This window comes from Arthrobacter globiformis (assembly GCF_003261175.1).
Classification (GTDB): Bacteria; Actinomycetota; Actinomycetes; order Actinomycetales; family Micrococcaceae; genus Arthrobacter; species Arthrobacter globiformis_A.
In genome coordinates this window covers 14,808-30,374 of sequence record NZ_QLNP01000078.1, presented here as the reverse complement: position 1 = coordinate 30,374, position 15,567 = coordinate 14,808, and the positions used below count along the sequence as shown (strand labels likewise).

Annotated in this window: 13 protein-coding genes and 1 pseudogene; 7 read left to right on the top strand and 7 right to left on the bottom strand. The window is 66.5% G+C overall.

Going from position 1 to position 15,567, the window contains the following annotated elements:
• Positions 1-141 precede the first annotated feature (141 nt).
• Positions 142-354 (top strand): hypothetical protein, encoded by a 213-nt coding sequence (locus DBZ45_RS12210; protein WP_111904173.1) that lies wholly within the window; start codon positions 142-144, stop codon positions 352-354.
• A 2-nt stretch (positions 355-356) separates the two neighbouring features.
• Here DBZ45_RS12210 and DBZ45_RS12205 read toward each other — a convergent pair whose 3' ends face one another.
• Both DBZ45_RS12205 and DBZ45_RS12200 read right to left on the bottom strand, forming a co-directional pair.
• On the bottom strand, positions 357-1,811 hold the full coding sequence (locus DBZ45_RS12205; RefSeq protein WP_111904172.1) for an APC family permease: 1,455 nt from the start codon (positions 1,809-1,811) through the stop codon (positions 357-359).
• 59 nt (positions 1,812-1,870) lie between these two features.
• Entirely contained in the window at positions 1,871-2,611 is a 741-nt protein-coding gene (locus DBZ45_RS12200; protein WP_190243110.1) for a LysR family transcriptional regulator substrate-binding protein, read from the bottom strand.
• Between the two features lie 79 nt (positions 2,612-2,690).
• Between DBZ45_RS12200 and DBZ45_RS12195 the strand changes: the two genes are divergently transcribed.
• A complete protein-coding gene (locus DBZ45_RS12195; protein WP_111904171.1) occupies positions 2,691-3,089 on the top strand; it encodes a DUF5997 family protein in 399 nt (132 codons plus the stop codon).
• 308 nt (positions 3,090-3,397) lie between these two features.
• On the top strand, positions 3,398-5,689 hold the full coding sequence (locus DBZ45_RS12190) for a chitobiase/beta-hexosaminidase C-terminal domain-containing protein (RefSeq protein WP_111904170.1): 2,292 nt from the start codon (positions 3,398-3,400) through the stop codon (positions 5,687-5,689).
• A 91-nt stretch (positions 5,690-5,780) separates the two neighbouring features.
• On the opposite strand, the gene DBZ45_RS12185 is transcribed toward DBZ45_RS12190, so the two are convergent.
• The 3 genes from DBZ45_RS12185 to DBZ45_RS12175 all read right to left on the bottom strand — a co-directional run bounded on the left by DBZ45_RS12185 (position 5,781) and on the right by DBZ45_RS12175 (position 8,936).
• Positions 5,781-6,821, bottom strand: a complete 1,041-nt coding sequence (locus DBZ45_RS12185; protein WP_111904169.1) for a hemolysin family protein — start codon at positions 6,819-6,821, stop codon at positions 5,781-5,783.
• Positions 6,814-8,175 (bottom strand): hemolysin family protein, encoded by a 1,362-nt coding sequence (locus DBZ45_RS12180; protein WP_111904168.1) that lies wholly within the window; start codon positions 8,173-8,175, stop codon positions 6,814-6,816. Before DBZ45_RS12180 ends, DBZ45_RS12185 begins: the two co-directional genes overlap by 8 nt.
• Before the next feature lie 110 nt (positions 8,176-8,285).
• Positions 8,286-8,936, bottom strand: a complete 651-nt coding sequence (locus DBZ45_RS12175; RefSeq protein WP_111904167.1) for a TetR/AcrR family transcriptional regulator — start codon at positions 8,934-8,936, stop codon at positions 8,286-8,288.
• An 89-nt stretch (positions 8,937-9,025) separates the two neighbouring features.
• Between DBZ45_RS12175 and DBZ45_RS12170 the strand changes: the two genes are divergently transcribed.
• Together DBZ45_RS12170 and DBZ45_RS12165 are read left to right on the top strand one after the other, a co-directional pair.
• A complete protein-coding gene (locus DBZ45_RS12170; RefSeq protein ID WP_111904166.1) occupies positions 9,026-9,616 on the top strand; it encodes a hypothetical protein in 591 nt (196 codons plus the stop codon).
• Positions 9,613-10,305 (top strand): DUF4386 domain-containing protein, encoded by a 693-nt coding sequence (locus DBZ45_RS12165; protein ID WP_223257044.1) that lies wholly within the window; start codon positions 9,613-9,615, stop codon positions 10,303-10,305. The genes DBZ45_RS12170 and DBZ45_RS12165 overlap by 4 nt, the downstream gene beginning before the upstream one ends.
• Before the next feature lie 15 nt (positions 10,306-10,320).
• On the opposite strand, the gene DBZ45_RS12160 is transcribed toward DBZ45_RS12165, so the two are convergent.
• Positions 10,321-12,465, bottom strand: a complete 2,145-nt coding sequence (locus tag DBZ45_RS12160) for an amylo-alpha-1,6-glucosidase (protein WP_111904165.1) — start codon at positions 12,463-12,465, stop codon at positions 10,321-10,323.
• Positions 12,466-12,644: 179 nt separating this feature from the next.
• Here DBZ45_RS12160 and DBZ45_RS12155 point away from each other — a divergent pair.
• Positions 12,645-13,312, top strand: a pseudogene (locus DBZ45_RS12155) (DNA alkylation repair protein).
• Positions 13,313-13,406: 94 nt separating this feature from the next.
• Here the strand turns inward: DBZ45_RS12155 and DBZ45_RS12150 are convergent.
• Positions 13,407-14,165, bottom strand: coding sequence for a lytic transglycosylase domain-containing protein (locus DBZ45_RS12150; protein WP_111904164.1), 759 nt, complete (start codon positions 14,163-14,165; stop codon positions 13,407-13,409).
• A 165-nt stretch (positions 14,166-14,330) separates the two neighbouring features.
• Here DBZ45_RS12150 and DBZ45_RS12145 point away from each other — a divergent pair, with 165 nt between their 5' ends.
• Positions 14,331-15,566, top strand: a complete 1,236-nt coding sequence (locus DBZ45_RS12145; protein ID WP_111904163.1) for a CaiB/BaiF CoA transferase family protein — start codon at positions 14,331-14,333, stop codon at positions 15,564-15,566.
• Position 15,567: the final 1 nt, after the last annotated feature.

Below are 15,567 nucleotides of genomic sequence, written 5' to 3'. Positions count from 1 at the left end.
GCTTCTGTCCCACCTGAATGGGTGGGAGGGGGCGGGACCCCCTAAGTATGGCCGCCGCAGGCGCCGCGGATCCGACCGGTTCCCGGCTATTCCCAACGGCCCGGCGGCAGACTGCCACCAGAAGCAAAGGAGCGTGGTCTCATGCAGGAGGAAGGTTTTAGACGCCAGATCATGGGCGTGATCAGCCACGTCCTCAGTGACGAGGGCACGGACATGGACGTCCGGATGGCGCTGCTGCGGCGTCTTGGCGAGAACCCCGGAAGCCCGGAGCAGGCCCTGCTGGCACACCTCCGTGACTGCAGGCGACCGGGCACGGGCCCTGATCAGGGATCAGCCGCTCCAGGTCCCGTTTGACGTCATGAGACCTCGTCAGCGGCCGACCCCGCCGTGCGGTTGGTCCTCCTGTTGATCAGCCAGGTGACCAGCCACAGCACCACGCCGACCCCCATCAGTCCGCCGGCGATCTGGTACTGGACGGCATCCCTGCCTACCCACGGACCGGCCAGGAACGCGCACAGCAGGGCCGCGACAATAGGCAGCGGTCCGGGCGAGGTGAAGAACACCTCCCGGGTGTGGTCCCGTTTGCCGCGGAGGACAATGCAGGCCACGTTCACCACGGTGAACACGCACAGCAGCAGGAATGCGGTCGTACCGGACAGGTTCGCGACGATGTTGCTCTCCGGATCGCTGGTCACGTACCAGATCAGCCCCAGAGCGAGGACGGTGGAGAACGCGATGCCGGCCCACGGCGTGCGGCGGCCCGGCAGCACCTTGCCGAGCGGCCGCGGCAGCACGTCCTGCCGGGCCATGCCGTAAATGAGGCGGCTGGCCATCAGCATGTTGATCAGCGCCGTGTTCGCGACGGCGAAGACGGCGAGGAACGGGAAGATCTTGTCGATCGGGAAGTCCGGTGAGCCCTTGTGCACCACTTCGAGGAGCGCCGCGCCCTCGGCCTCCCTGATCCCTGCGAGTTCCGTGGGTGAGAGCACGCTGACCACGGAGACGGCAACCAGCATGTAGAGGATCACCGCGATGCCCAGCCCGGTCAGCATGGTCCGCGGGAAGATCCGCTCGGGGTTGTGGGTCTCCTCAACCATGTTCACGGAGTCCTCGAAGCCCACCATCGCAAAGAACGCGATCGAGGTGGCCGCCGTGACGGCGAGGAAGAGGCCCTTGTCCTGGCCGTCGGTGAAGACAGTGATTTCTTCGATGTTGCCGCCGCCCTGCGCCATCACATAGAACCCGACGCCGATCACGATGCAGAGGGCGATCATCTCCACGAGCGTGAGCACCACGTTGAATTTCACGCTCTCCCCCACGCCGCGCAGGTTGATCAGCGCCAGCAGCAGCATGAAGCCGAGCGCCACCGCGGTGATCACCCCCTGTCCGGGGTCGCCCATCCAGCCGTTGATCTCCAGGCCCCCGAAAAAGTTCTGCGCAAGCACGTTGGCGGAAGTCGAGGCGCTGGTGATGCCGGAACAGACGACGGCGAACGCCACCAGGAAGGTGACGAAGTGGATGCCATATGCCTTGTGCGTATACAGCGCTGCGCCTGCCGCCTGCGGGTATTGCGTGACCAGCTCCAGGTAGGAGAAAGCGGTCAGCGTCGCGACGACGAAGGCCAGCAGGAACGGCAGCCAGACAATGCCGCCCACCGTGCCGGCCATGGTACCGGTGACCGCATACACGCCCGCGCCGAGGATGTCGCCGACGATGAAGAGGAGCAGGAGCTTTGGCCCGAGGACCCGCTTCAGTTCTGGTGCGTCGCCTTCGGGGGTTGCGTCGAACACTTCATGGGACGTGGTGCTCATTGCCTCACTGTGAACCTGCGCAACACAGTTTTGCAAGACCGCCAGCTTGGCAGCAGCAGTTACCGCTTGCCCTTCTTCCGCGAGCCGCGGCCCCGCCCCTTGTCCGGGTTGGGTGCGTACCGCTGGGCGACTTTCGGCTTCTTGCCGCCGGCCCCGGTGCCGCGAAGGTCCGGCTTGGGCGCCTTCTTCGGTTTCTCCTGCTGCGCGGACGGCTGCCGCGAGCTCTGTGCCGTGCGGCCGCGGACAATGCCGATGAACTCCTCGATGACCTCGTCCGTGGCGTCGCTGGGCCACGCGAGCGCGATCTGTGTCTCCGGCGCCCCGGTGAGGCGGCGGGCCACCGTGTCCTTGGTGTTGAAATGCCGCGCCACGGACATGGGAAGTATCAGCAGGCCGGCGCCGGACGCCACCACCTGCAGGGCCATTTCCGGCCCGCCCAGTTCATCGGCGTCGAGGAAGTTTTCCTCGGCAAGGTCCTCCAGCGCCACGTCCTCGAACACGGTGATTTCGTGTCCCTTGGGCGCCACCACCACGGGCTGCTCCGCATAAAGGGGGATAACGTTCAACCCTTCGCGTTCCACCGGCAGGCGGACAAAGCTCAGGTCCGCCGAACCGTCATGCAACACGGAAAGCTGCGTGCCGCCGTCGGACATGAACGAGTGCAGCGGAACGTCCGGCATCCGTTCCTCCCAGCGCCGGATCCACTTCCCTGGCGTCACGCCGGGGACGTAGGCAAAGCGGAGCTCTCGCGGGGACTCCGGCAGAGCCGGGTCCAGGGTGGGTTCATCTTCAGCGGGCACACCTTCACAGTACTGCGGACATCCTTGACTGCGGGCATCCTTGGTCAGGGGAGGCGGCACAGCCGGATACCCTTAATGCATGACCTCCGCTAACTCCCAGTCCATGAAGCCGGCCACCGTTGCCAAGAAGCTCGGCATCTACCTGCCGGCGACGCCCCAGGAGTTCCAGGATTCAACCATCACGCGCGCGGAGTTCGCCGAGCTGCAGTCCAACCCGCCGGAGTGGCTGGCTGAACTGCGCCGCAACGGCCCGCACCCCCGCCCGGTGGTGGCGCAGAAGCTCAACATCTCCATCAGCGGCCTTGCCCGCGGCGGGGTCGAGGAGGCGCTGACGACGGCGGAAATCACCGCGCTGCTGCAGGCTCCCCCAGCGTGGCTGGTCGCCGAGCGCGCCACGCAGGCTGCCGTCCGCACGGAGGCGCAGCGGGTCAAGGACGAGGCCGCCAAGAAGGCAGCAAAGAACGCCCGCCAGGGCTGATTTCCGGCCCCACCCTTGGGGAAACCCGGAAATCTGAACCCCCCTTGCTGGGGGCATTTGGGGGTATGCACCCCTCTGCGGGGTACACGTCCCCCTCATGGGTGACCGCCGGAAAAAGCCAGCCCTGACTTGGGCAATTCACCTTCTTCCCCCTCACGGGCCCCTCCATGTGGGGGACCCGAAATGTGCGGCCAACCCGGTGCCGCGGAGCGTCGGTGCAAGCCGAATCGCACAGCGTTTCCCCAAGGGGCCTTATTGATTCTGTGATTGTGCGTGAAGGTCGCGCACCTCGGATCGATGAGGTCATCATGAAATCAGCACAACGCGAGCCGGGAGCGCACACTTCTCGCCTTCCCGGCGTCCGCAGGGCCGGCGTCTTCGCCACCGTCTCCGCGGTCATCTGCTCAACCTCCATGTTCGCCATTCCCGCCGCCAATGCGGCCGTGCCCGCTTTCCCGGACAACATCGTTGTCTTCCCCGACCGCGACTTCGTCACGATCGAGGGCTACCAGGACCACATCGGCGAGACCGCAACGGTGAAAGTCACGCGGCCCGGTGTCGGTGTGGTCGGCTCCGCTGTAGGCACCGTGGCCGAAGGGGACGTGGCCTTCGAAATCAACCACCCCGGCGGCTACTGCTGGGGCGCAGGAACCGGGCTGAACATCACTCCGGATATCCGCCCCGGCGACGTCGTCTCAATTGAGTTCGGCGCCGCCCCCGCCGATGAAACCACCGTCCAGGACACCTACGTCACAGGGGATGCCGTACTCAACGGCACCACGCTCACCGTCAAGGGGCACATCGGAGCCGGTGTCAACCCCGCGCAGATGGAACAGCGGATCATTGAGCCGGCGCTGAAGGACACCACAGTGGCACGCCGAGACATCCGCGCCGTCCCCGGCCCGCTCGCGCCGGCCCCCAAGGGTGGCTACTCCTCCAGCCTGGTAGTCAGCGGGGACACCTTCACCGCCACCTACAACTTCGACGACGCCGCCACTGCAAAAATCGCTGCGGACGCCGGCCTCGGTGAACGCGCCATGGCCTGGCAGTTCGAGGACGCCGATGCCAATCGCCAGGGCTTGACCATCGCTGAATACGGCGAGCCCGGCGGCCCCGGCATGGGCGGCTGCCCCAACGGCCCGCTGCAGTCCGGACCTCAGGCGCCCACGGACATCACGGCCGCCAAGGTTGCGGGCGGGCTGAAGCTGAACTGGAAGCCTGCCACGGCTACCCCCGGAACTCCGGCCATCACCGGCTACCGTGCCATTGCAGTCGGCAAGACCGTATCCGGCAATGAGCAGGTGGAGATCGGCAAGCGCATCTCGGGCCAGGCAGCCACCGGCACCACGATCACCGGCCTCTCCGCCAATGAGGATTACGACGTGTACGTCGTCGGCGTCAGCAGCGTCGGTGAGACCTACCCTGCAGCGCATGCCATCCCTGTCACGGACAGCACGGCCCCGACGGTATCGGCCACGCCCAACGGCGGCACTTCCCCCGTGGCCCAGCGGGTTACCCTCACCGCCAACGAGGCGGGCAGCGACATCTACTACACCGTCGACGGTTCCGATCCGGTCCTCTCCGGCGGCGTCCTCGGCACCACAGCCAGCCGCTACACCGCTCCGATGAACATCGCCACGAACACAACGCTGCGGTTTGCCGCGTTCGACCCGTCCGGCAACGTCTCCACCATCAGCGAGGCCATCTTCAAGGTCACCAACGATCCGGTGCCTGCCGCTCCCGCCTTCTCGGGCGCACCCGTCGTGGGCCAGGGCACGGCAACCCTGTCCTGGACCGCCCCGAACCCCGGCGCAGCTGGGCTGACCATCACCGGCTACTCCGTTCAGGCCTACACCGCTGACGGCACACCATTCGGCGCAGCCAAGACGGCAGCCGGCACCGCAACGTCCATGGTCTACGGCGGACTCGCGGGCGACACTGCCTACCAGTTCACGATCAAGGCCAGCAACGCCAACGGCAGCAGCCCCGAATCGGCCAAGACCGCCGCCGTCACCTCACAGGGCGCCGTCGTAGCTGTGGCCGGCCCGGACCAGAACATTGCCCGCCGCACCACGGCCACCACCGTCACCCTGGACGGCACAGGATCCACTGCTGCCGGCGCTACCTACCAGTGGACGCAGGTCCTGACCGGGCCAACCGATCCGGACAAGGTCACGCTCACCGGGGCCACCACGCTCAAGCCGACGTTCAGCCTTCCGGTCTTCCAGTCCCCGATGACCAACAGCCCCCTCACGTTCAAGCTGACGGTCACTGCTGGCACAACCGTCAAAACGGATGAGGTCAAGGTTGTACCGGTTACAGACCGCGTGACCATCGGCGTCGCCCAATGGAGGACCGGCGATCTCAGGATTGACGGCACCAGCTCCGTTGTCGGCGGAACCGTCACCCTCCGCGCCGGCGGCCCGACCGGCCGGCTCCTGGGCCAGGCAGCCGTCACCGCAGCTGCGGCACCGGCAACCGGGGGCGTCTACACCCTGCGGCTCCGGAACGCGGCCGCCGGCACCACCAACCCCGGCCCTGTGTGGATTGAATCCACGCTCGGCGGCACCGCAGGCCCCAAAGCGGTAGCCAACAAGTAGGTCCTTAACCCACCGAAGTCCGGTGGCCGGCGGCATCAGCCACCTGCCACCGGACTTCGGTGTGTTCGGGGTTCGCTAGATTCCAGGTGGCCTAGGAGCTGGTGGCGTCCTGCACCTCGCCCACCAGTTCCTCGATGATGTCCTCGAGGAACAGCACACCGGTGGTGGTGCCCCGCGCGTCGAACACCCTGGCAACGTGGGCGCCGGTCCGGCGCATGGTGGCGAGGGCGTCCTCAAGCTCGCTGCCGCGGAAGGTCGAGGCCAGCCGGCGGATGCGTTTCTCCGGCACGGGCCGGGTGAACTTCTCCGCCGTGGTGAGGTCCAGGACGTCCTTCAGGTGCAGGTAACCGGAGGGGTCGCCGTCGTCGTCGGTCAGGATGTACCGGGAGTAGCCGTGCTCGGCCACGGCCCGCTGGATGTCTGCCGGCGTCGCGGACGCCGGCAGCAGCACCATCTCGGCGATGGGGACCTCGACGTCGGCCACGGTCTTTTCGGTGAACTCGAAGGCCGCGGTGAGGGCGCCGGTGTTGTCGGTCAGGACGCCTTCCCTGGTGGACTGCTCCACGATGTTGGCCACCTCGTCCAGGGTGTAGGCGCTGGTGGCCTCGTCCTTGGGCTGCACCCGGAACAGGCGCAGGATCGAGTTGGCGATGCCGTTCAGGGTCCAGATGACCGGCTTGAAGATGCGCGCCACCATCACCAGCGGTGGGGCGAGGATGAGCGCCGCGCGGGTGGGGACCGAGAACGAGATGTTCTTGGGGACCATCTCGCCGAGGACCACGTGCAGGAAGGTCACCAAGAGCAGCGCCGCCACGAAGGCGATGATTCCGATCGCTTCCCCGGAGAGGGACGTCAGGCCCAGAGGGATTTCCAGCAGGTGGTGGATCGCCGGTTCGGAGACGTTCAGGATCACGAGCGAGCAGACGGTGATGCCGAGCTGGCTGGTGGCCAGCATGAGCGTGGCATGCTCCATCGCCCACAGAGTGGTTTTCGCCGCCTTGCTGCCCGCCTCCGCCTTCGGCTCGATTTGTGAACGCCGGGCGGAGATGACGGCGAACTCGGCGCCGACGAAGAAGCCGTTGACCACCAGCAATACGGCGAGCCAGATGATGCCCGGAAGATACTCACTCATGGGTCAGCTCCTGTGTGAGGCTGTCGATAATCCTGTCATGCGCGCTCCTGGGCGGCTCTGCTGATTCCTCCGGCGTGAATTTCAGGCGCCCCACGTGGGTGCCGGCCACCCGCTCCACACGGAGCGTGCCGCCGTCGATCTCCACCTCGTCGCCGAGCTCCGGGATGCGGTCCAGCCGGTCCGCGACGAAACCGGCCACGGTGTCGTAATCCTCGCCGTCAGGGACGGCGATGCCGGTCCGGTCCAGGAGCTCATCCGGACGCAGCGAGGCATCGAAGGTAATGGACCGTCCGGTCCGGACCACGCCCACGCGGGCGCGGTCGTGCTCGTCCTCCAGCTCGCCGACGATCTCCTCCACCAGATCCTCCAGGGTGACGATGCCGGCCGTTCCGCCGTGCTCGTCGGACACGATGGCCACCTGGAGGCCCTGCTTGCGCAGCAGCACCAGGAGGGAGTCGACGCCCATGGACTCGGGGACCATGAGCGGTTCGATCATCAGGTCAGCCGCGTGGACACTGTCGCGTTCCTCAAGGTCCACGGCGAAGGCGTGTTTGACGTGGAGCACGCCGAGTACGTCGTCCCGGTCGCGGCCGATAACGGGAAACCGCGAATAGCCGGTGGAGCTGGCCAGTGCGATGATCTGCTCGGCGGTGTCGTCCGTGTTCACGGCGGTCATCCGCACGCGCGGGGTCAGAACGTCGGCGGCGCTGTGCTCGGAGAAGCGCAGCGTGCGGTGCAGCAGGGCGGCATGGTCCAGGTCGAGGACGCCTTCCAGTGCGGAGCGGCGCACCAGCGAACTCAGTTCCTCAGCGCTGCGGGCACCTGAGAGTTCCTCCTTGGGCTCGATGCCGAAGGACCTGATGATGGCGTTCGCAGTGTTGTTAAACAGGAGGATGACGGGCTTGAACACCGCAGTGAACAGGGCCTGGAACGGAACCACCACCTTGGCGGTGGCCAGTGGCAGCGCCAGCGCGAAGTTCTTGGGAACCAGCTCGCCGATCACCATAGAGAAGATGGTGGCGATGAAAATCGCAACGACGGCGCCCACCCCGGGCACGAGGCCTTCCGGGAACCCGGCCGCCGTCAGCGGACCGCTCAGCAGCTTGCTGATGGCAGGTTCGAAGGTGTAACCGGTCAGGAGGGTGGTGAGGGTGATGCCCAGCTGCGCACCGGAAAGGTGCGTCGAGGTCATCTTCAGGGCGCTGATAGTGGGGGCAAGGCGTTTCTCACCACGGGCCTGGCGCGCTTCCAGATCGTTGCGGTCAAGATTGACCAGTGCAAACTCGGACGCGACGAAGAATCCGGTGCCGACTGTCAGGATCAGGCCGATCCCGATCATGATCCATTCGTTCATTGGGGGCGCCCCTCTCCTGTGCTAACCGGCGTGCCGGTCAAATCAGTGAGGGGCCAGGGCATATGTGAAGGAGGGTCGTCCATAGTGCACTCAACTATATCGGGTGTTTCTTAGCGAGCGCCTACCGGGATCCCGGCGAGCAGCTGGCCGAGCACCAGCTCGTAGTGCTCCGCGCTGCCGTAGCGGCTCATCGGCCCGGCCACGGAGGCGGTAAGGGGGAACGCCTGTGCCACGCCTGGATCTGCGAGATCCTCGGCAAGCGACTCCCCCGTACGGCCGGCCCGCGCCACGACGAACGACGCCCAGCCGTAGTTCAGGCCAAGGATGCCGCTGAGGGTCGCTACGGCCGCGTCGCCGGTGATCCCGCCGCGGGCCAGGATCCGCAGCGCCCACTCGCCGATCGGGAGGGCGTTGGGTCCCGGCACCGGATGTGCGAAGAGAGCAGTCACTGCCCACCGGTGGCGGCTGAGCATGTCCCGGTGGTTCCGCGCGAACCCGCCCAGGTCCTCGATCCAGCTGGCGCTGTCCGACGGCGGCTCCATGCGCCCCAGCACCCGGTTCAGCAGTGCGTCCACCAGCTCGTCCTTCGTGCTGAAGTAGCGGTACAGCGCCATGGGCGAGGACTCGAGCTCTGTGGCGACTGCACGGACGGTCAGCGTCTCGATCCCGCCTGCCGCAACCCGCTCGGCCACATCCAGGATCTCCTCGACCGTGAGCGAGTTGCGGGCCCGCCGGCTGCGGGATGTAGAACTTGAAGGCACGGATCCAGCTTTCTTTCGGGCTATTGCGTACAGTGTACACTAGACGTAACGTACAACGTACACAATCCGCTTTGCCCTAGGAGATTCCGATGTCGTGGTTTCGCTGGTTACCCTCATTCCTTGGTTTTCCTGTAGGCGGCTGGCTGGCGTTCCAGCTGGTAGGTTCGGCCACCAGCCCGCCAACCGCGGCACTGGCGGGTGCTGTTGCCGGCACCCTCATCGGCACTGCCCAGTGGCTGGCCCTGCGGCCCGCTGTCAGCTGGCACTGGATAGGCGTGAGCACCATCGGCATGGGCGTCGGTGGTGCCCTCGCTGCCGCCGTCACGGGATCTGCCACGACAGTAGGCGCCCTGGCCGTGACCGGCCTCATCGCCGGAGCTGCTGTGGGTTTGGGCCAGGGCATTGCATTCCGCCGCGGATGGCGAGTCGCTGTTCTGTGGACGGTGACCGTAGGCGCCTCCTGGATGCTCGGCTGGACTGTAACCTCCCATGTCATCGTCGACGCCGACCGGGGCTACGCCGCATTCGGCTCCAGTGGCGCGTTGGCGGTCACTCTCATCACCGGTCTTGCCCTCCGCCGGATTCTCGGCCCCCGACGCGAGCGGCCGGTTACCCCGGCGGTGAGCGCCGCCGTCGGACGATTGCGTGACGGACCTTCCGCCGCCGGGACCCAGCGGTGAATGCCACCGTCGCGGCCGGCATCATGCTCATTGTCCTTCCGGTCGCCTTCAATGCAGCATTCGCCGCCCTGGCCGCAAAGTTCGATTATCCGGACATCCTCCGCAGGCCCACACAGGAAGTCCTGCTCCGCTTCCGCGACGGCGGGCCAGGTCTGGTGCTGCTCTGGTGGTCGTTTGCACTGACGGCAGTGCTGCTGGCGCCGGCCGCGGTCCTGCTGTCCGGTGCACTGGCCGGCGCGGATACGACGCTGCTGGCGCTGGGTTCCGCGGTGGGCGTGCTGGCCGCCGTCGTGCAATTCCTGGGGCTCATCCGCTGGCCGTTCCTGGTGCCCTACCTTGCCCGCACGGCCACCGATCCTGACGCCACCGCAGCCCGCAAAGAAGCCGTCGACGTCGTCTTCCAGTCCTTCAACCGCTATCTGGGCGTAGCCGTCGGTGAGCACCTGGGCTACCTGCTCAGCGGCGCGTGGAGCATCCTGGCCGGCGTGGCCATGATCCAGAGCACTGCCGTTCCGGCCTGGCTCGGGATCGTGGGCATCATTGCCGGCGCGGTGCTGGCGGTGTGCTCACTGGAATTCGTGGGCTCGTTCGAACCCGGCGGCTGGAAGCTGGCCGCGGCGCTGACGCCGGCGACCTACATCGCATGGTCATTGTGGCTGGTGGCAGCCGGTGTGTTCCTGCTGCTGTGACGAAAAGCGGCGGCACTAATCCCTGAATTTTTGCGCCAGGTCGGCAGCCCATGGCCGGATTCCGTGGTGGAACAGCATGCCCTCGGGCAGTCCCTGAACGCTCGCAACGGAACCGGAGATGTCTATGGTTATTTTGGCGTCTGCCATTGGGGCGTTGGTGATATGCAGGTCGCCGTAGGATTTAGGGAGCACGGGATCCAGCCACAGGCCGCCGCGGGCTACGTCGGCGTAATAGCCCATGAGACTCTTCACGAGCTGAATGGGTGTGGTTGCGGCCCAGGCCTGTGGTGAGCAAGCAGTGGGATAGGGGATAGGTTCGTCGAATTGCTCCCGGCTGAATCCGCAGAACAACTCGGGCAACCGGCCCTCGGAGTACTCCGCGGCCTCAAAAAGAGCAGTGGAGATGCGCTGGGCCTGCTCGACGAGGCCGTAGCGGAGGAGGCCGGCCGCGATGATCGCATTGTCGTGGGGCCACACGGATCCGTTGTGGTAGCTGGCGGGGTTGTAGGCGCCCATGTCGCTGGCCAGGGTTCTTACGCCCCAGCCGCTGAACATTTCCGGGGACATCAGCCGTTCGGCCACCAAAGGAGCTTTGTCCGCGTCGACGATGCCGAACAACAGGCATTGGCCCATGTTGGATGCGCATGCGTCGACCGGCTGCTTGTGCCCGTCGAGGGCGATGGCGTAGTAGCCGCGGTCGGGCAACCAAAACTGTTCGTTGAACTGCTTCTTTAACTGCGCCCCGAGATCCCGGTACTCGCCCGCTAGCTTCATGTCGCCGGCGTCGCGGGCTATCCAGGAGCGGGCCATGTACGCGCTGTAGACGTAAGCCTGCACCTCGCACAGGGCGATTGGCGGCTCCGCCATCCTGCCGTCGGCGAAGTTGATGCCGTCCCACGAGTCCTTCCAGCCTTGGTTGATGAGTCCGCGGTCGTTGAGTCGCTCATACTCGACGAAGCCGTCACCGTCCTTGTCCCCGTAATGGCGGATCCAGTCCAGCGCACGGTCGACGTGGGGCAGCAGGTTGGAGATGGTCTCTGCGGCGAATCCCCAGCGGCTGATTTCGCCGAACAGGGCCACGAACAGCGGGGTGGCGTCGACACTGCCGAAGTAGGCCTGCTTTCCGCCGAGAGCCAGTCCGCTGGAGACATCGAGCCTGACCTCATGGAGGATCTTCCCCGGTTCCTCCTCGCTCATTTCATCCACAATTCGCCCCTGACGATCGGCGAGAGTTTGAATGGTACCGAAAGCCAGCGACGGGTCAACGGGGAGAGCCATGAGGGACGCCCAGAGCGAGTCCCGGCCAAACAGGGCCATGAACCATGGGGCGCCAGCGGCGACGACGATGCGGTCCGGGTGGTCGGGGTCCTCAATGCGCAGCGCACCCAGGTCGTCGTAGCTTCGCCGGAGGGTTCGTTCGATGGAAGGGTTCCCCATCTTCAGCACGGGAATCTTGGCCACCCACTCTTGGCGGCGCCTGTCGCGGGGCGATATTTCGCCTTCATTGGGCCGGACGAAGCGTGCGGCGTAGTCGTTTCCGCCGTCGGTAGGGACGACGCTGATGGTGGTGCTCCACTGTGCGTGCGGCGGGATCGCGAAGTTGTAGGCCAGCCCCTCCTGGGCGATGTCGGCGCCCTCGGCCGTTACCACTACGCCTTTCCGGACGTGCTCCCAGGCGGCGCGGATGGTTAACGAGTCGCCCTGCGCTTTGCGGGACTCTTTCCAGCGGCGCTGGATGCGTGCCTCTTTCACCTCGAAGAGGTCCGCGAAGTCCGCCTCGACCCGGAGGGTAAGGACGCACTCGGCAATGGCTGCCGAGTAGTTTTGGACGGTGATCCGCTCCAGGATGCCGGCGCCTACCTCACGGAGGCGTTCGACGATCAGCGGGCTGTCGGCGTGTCCGTCGGGCCGGGGGACACGGCCGACAAACACGGCACGGTAGGGTTCCTTCGTCTTCGCCCCGAGCGGCTCCAGTGGGGCGCCATTAATGAGTACCCGCCAGCAGGACAGTATCCGGGTGTCCTCGACAAAAACGCCGTGGGGGTACTCGGTGCGAATATCGCCGTTAGCCGCAGAGATGCAAAATGATGAGCCCTCCACAAGAGTGACCGAGCCCGGCCCCGGCGACCCTGCAGCAGTGTCCGCATTCCATCCAGCCATCCGGGCTCCTACAGAATTGACCTGAACGCCACATCGAAGGGCTGCCCGCGCATGGAACCGCTCGGATGCGACGGCCGACCCTCGTTCAATGAAGCTACGCCGCTGGGCCGCGTGATTCCAGCCCTCGCCCGCCGCCGTCCTACAATACGAGCGAAGGCACTTCGCGAGCAGGAGCAGTGATGGCCGAGGCAACAAAAGACGCCGTGATGACCGAACTGGCCGCGCTCGAGGATCCAAAGATGCGGGAGGCGAACCAGCGGCGCGGCGACGACCACGGCGTGAACCTGTCCGCGTTGCGCGCGGTCGCGAAGCGGCTGAAGACGCAGCACGAGCTGGCCCGTGAATTGTGGGCCACGGATGACACCGCCGCCCGGTTGCTGTCATTGCTGATCTGCCGGCCGAAGGCCTTCGAGCAGCAGGAACTGGACGCCATGCTGCGCCAGGCGCGCGCACCCAAGGTGCATGACTGGCTGGTGAACTACGTGGTGAAGAAGAGCCCGCACGCCGAAGAGCTCCGCACCGCCTGGACTGACGATCCCGACCAGGTGGTCGCGAGTGCCGGCTGGGCCCTGACCACGGAGCGGGTCGCAAAGAAGCCCGAGGGGCTCAACCTGCCAGGGCTGCTGGACACCATCGAGGCGGAAATGAAAGACGCCCCTGACCGGTTGCAGTGGGCGATGAACCACACCTTGGCGCAGATCGGCATCGAGCACGCAGGCCACCGGGCCCGGGCCATCGACATCGGCGAACGGTTGGAAGTCCTGAAGGATTACCCGACCCCGCCCAACTGCACCTCGCCTTCGCGCCGAGCTGGATCAAAGAGATGGTGAGCCGGCGTGAGGCCTGAGGCACCCGCCTAGGCCTGCCCTGCGAAGACGGGCTGAGCTCAGCCTCTGACACGCAAACCCCCACAAGCGGGAGCCGGCCCTATCCGGTCCGGGTTACCCCGCCTGGTCCGCATACTCAACGGCCTTCTCGCCGACTTGCGCCAGGTAGGCCTCGGACTGGTTGTAGGACCAGATAGCATCGGCCCAGCCCTGGTTCGAGGTGAGGTCCCGGCCGCCGGCACACAGGTAGCCCGCAGCGCTGAGGGCCGCGTCGTCGATATTGTGCGGATCGGCCACCCCGTCACCGTTGGCGTCCCGCCCTGCCAGCTTCCACGTAGAGGGAATGAACTGCATGGGCCCCACGGCGCGGTCCCAAAGGGCGTCGCCGTCGAGAGCACCGTCGTCGGTATCGGCGATGGCGGCGAAGCCGTCGCCGTTGAGGCCGGGGCCGACGATCGGACGGCTCACGTCTCCCGAAGCCGTGAGATGGCCCCCGCCGAGGGCGCCGTGCGCGGATTCGACAAACCCGACGGCGGCTACCGTGTTCCAGCCGATCCCGCACGCCGGCGCATCGGCATTCGCCATGCTGACTGCGGCCACGTACGCCCGAAGGGCTCGTGCAGGAATCCCGGCCTGCGCAGCGGCCCGGGCCAGCCAGCCCGGCTCAACGGTCCTGGTGATGTTCACGGCATGCGTACTGCCCCCTGCCAGCGGCACGAACTTCCCCGCCGCCTGCGGCGGAGCCGGTAGGGCCGCGCGCACTCCTGCGCCGGGCGCGCCTGCATTGGTCGCGCCCAGGAGCCAGAACGCGCCCGCGGTGATGGCGCAGAACGCGAAAAGGCTGAGAACCGCGAGGCGTTTCAGACGAAGCACGCAACAGCCTAACCCGTCGGCGGCCCGCGATTTGCACACCCGCGACAAAGAGGGACCACGGCCCTGTTGCGCACGTCACACCGCACTGCTATCGTGTCTCCGCCTAATGGCAAGCACTTCCCACGGAATGGGAAAATCGGCGCGCGATGCGCAGGCAGGAAGAACATGACTGACGAACTACACATCGAGGGCAACGCCCTCCCCCTCCGCGGCATCCGCGTGCTCGAACTGGGCAGCTTTATCGCCGCCCCGTTTGCCGCCCGCCTCTTCGGTGACTTCGGTGCTGAGGTCATCAAGATCGAAAAGCCCCGGGGCGGCGACGAACTGCGCGACTGGCGCAAGACCCGCGGCACCACCTCCATGCTGTTCCGCACCATCGGCCGCAACAAGAAGTCCGTGGCCCTGGACCTCCGCTCCGAGGCGGGCCGCGAGGCGGTCAAGAAGATTGCCGCCCAGTGCGACGTGGTCATCGAGAACTTCCGCCCCGGCACCCTTGAGAAGTGGGGCCTCGGCCCGGATGTGCTGCAGGAACTCAACCCCGAGGTGGTCATGGTCCGGATCTCCGGCTACGGCCAGACCGGACCATACAAAAACCGGGCCGGATTCGGCAGCTCCGCTGAGTCGTTTGCCGGCCTGCGCTACATCACGGGTGAGCCGGACCGCCCGGCCGGCCGTGCGGCGGCCAGCATGGGTGACACCGTCGCCGGGCTCTACGGCGTCATCGGTGCCCTCATGCTCATGCTCCAGAAGGCCCGCGGACTGGAGGCCGGAACTTCCCAGGTGGTCGACGTCGCCCTCTATGAAGGGGTCTTCAGCCTGCTCGAATCGCTGGTCCCGGACTATGACGCTTACGGCATGATCCGGCAGCGCACCGGCGGCGCGCTGCCCGGCGTCGTACCTACCGGCTCCTACCTCTGCCAGGACGAACTCGAGGTGGTCATCGGCGGCAACTCCAATTCCGTCTTCGTCCGGCTCATGCGGGCCATCGGCCGCGACGACCTCGCCGAGGACGCCACCCTGCTCGCCACACAGGCGCGCGGCGCCCGGGAGGAAGAGCTCAACGGAGCCATCTCCGCCTGGACCGGCAGCATGCCCCTCACCGAGGTCCTCGACAAGCTGGACGACGCCGGCGTGCCCGCCGGTCCCGTCTACGACGCCCCCAGCATCGCCGTCGACCGCCACTACCTGGCCCGCGACATGATCCAGACCCACGAGGTGGTCATCGAGGACGAGCCCGAACTGATCCGGTTCCCCGGCGTCGTGCCGAAGATCCCGGGTCACGAGGGCCGCGTCAAATGGGTCGGCCCCGAACTCGGCCAGCACACCGCCGAGGTCCTGCAGGAGCTCGCCGGCATGAATGCAGACGAGATCGCCGGCCTCGGACTGCAGGAGGCACGCTGAA

Bases quoted from the DNA above. Each gene is read 5' to 3' on its own strand.
- DBZ45_RS12145 (WP_111904163.1), top strand. From the start codon at position 14,331: ATGACTGACGAACTACACATCGAGGGCAACGCCCTCCCCCTCCGCGGC.
- DBZ45_RS12180 (WP_111904168.1), bottom strand. From the start codon at position 8,175: ATGAACGAATGGATCATGATCGGGATCGGCCTGATCCTGACAGTCGGC.
- DBZ45_RS12210 (WP_111904173.1), top strand. From the start codon at position 142: ATGCAGGAGGAAGGTTTTAGACGCCAGATCATGGGCGTGATCAGCCAC.
- DBZ45_RS12185 (WP_111904169.1), bottom strand. From the start codon at position 6,821: ATGAGTGAGTATCTTCCGGGCATCATCTGGCTCGCCGTATTGCTGGTG.
- DBZ45_RS12160 (WP_111904165.1), bottom strand. From the start codon at position 12,465: ATGGCTGGATGGAATGCGGACACTGCTGCAGGGTCGCCGGGGCCGGGC.
- DBZ45_RS12205 (WP_111904172.1), bottom strand. From the start codon at position 1,811: ATGAGCACCACGTCCCATGAAGTGTTCGACGCAACCCCCGAAGGCGAC.
- DBZ45_RS12190 (WP_111904170.1), top strand. From the start codon at position 3,398: ATGAAATCAGCACAACGCGAGCCGGGAGCGCACACTTCTCGCCTTCCC.
- DBZ45_RS12170 (WP_111904166.1), top strand. From the start codon at position 9,026: ATGTCGTGGTTTCGCTGGTTACCCTCATTCCTTGGTTTTCCTGTAGGC.
- DBZ45_RS12195 (WP_111904171.1), top strand. From the start codon at position 2,691: ATGACCTCCGCTAACTCCCAGTCCATGAAGCCGGCCACCGTTGCCAAG.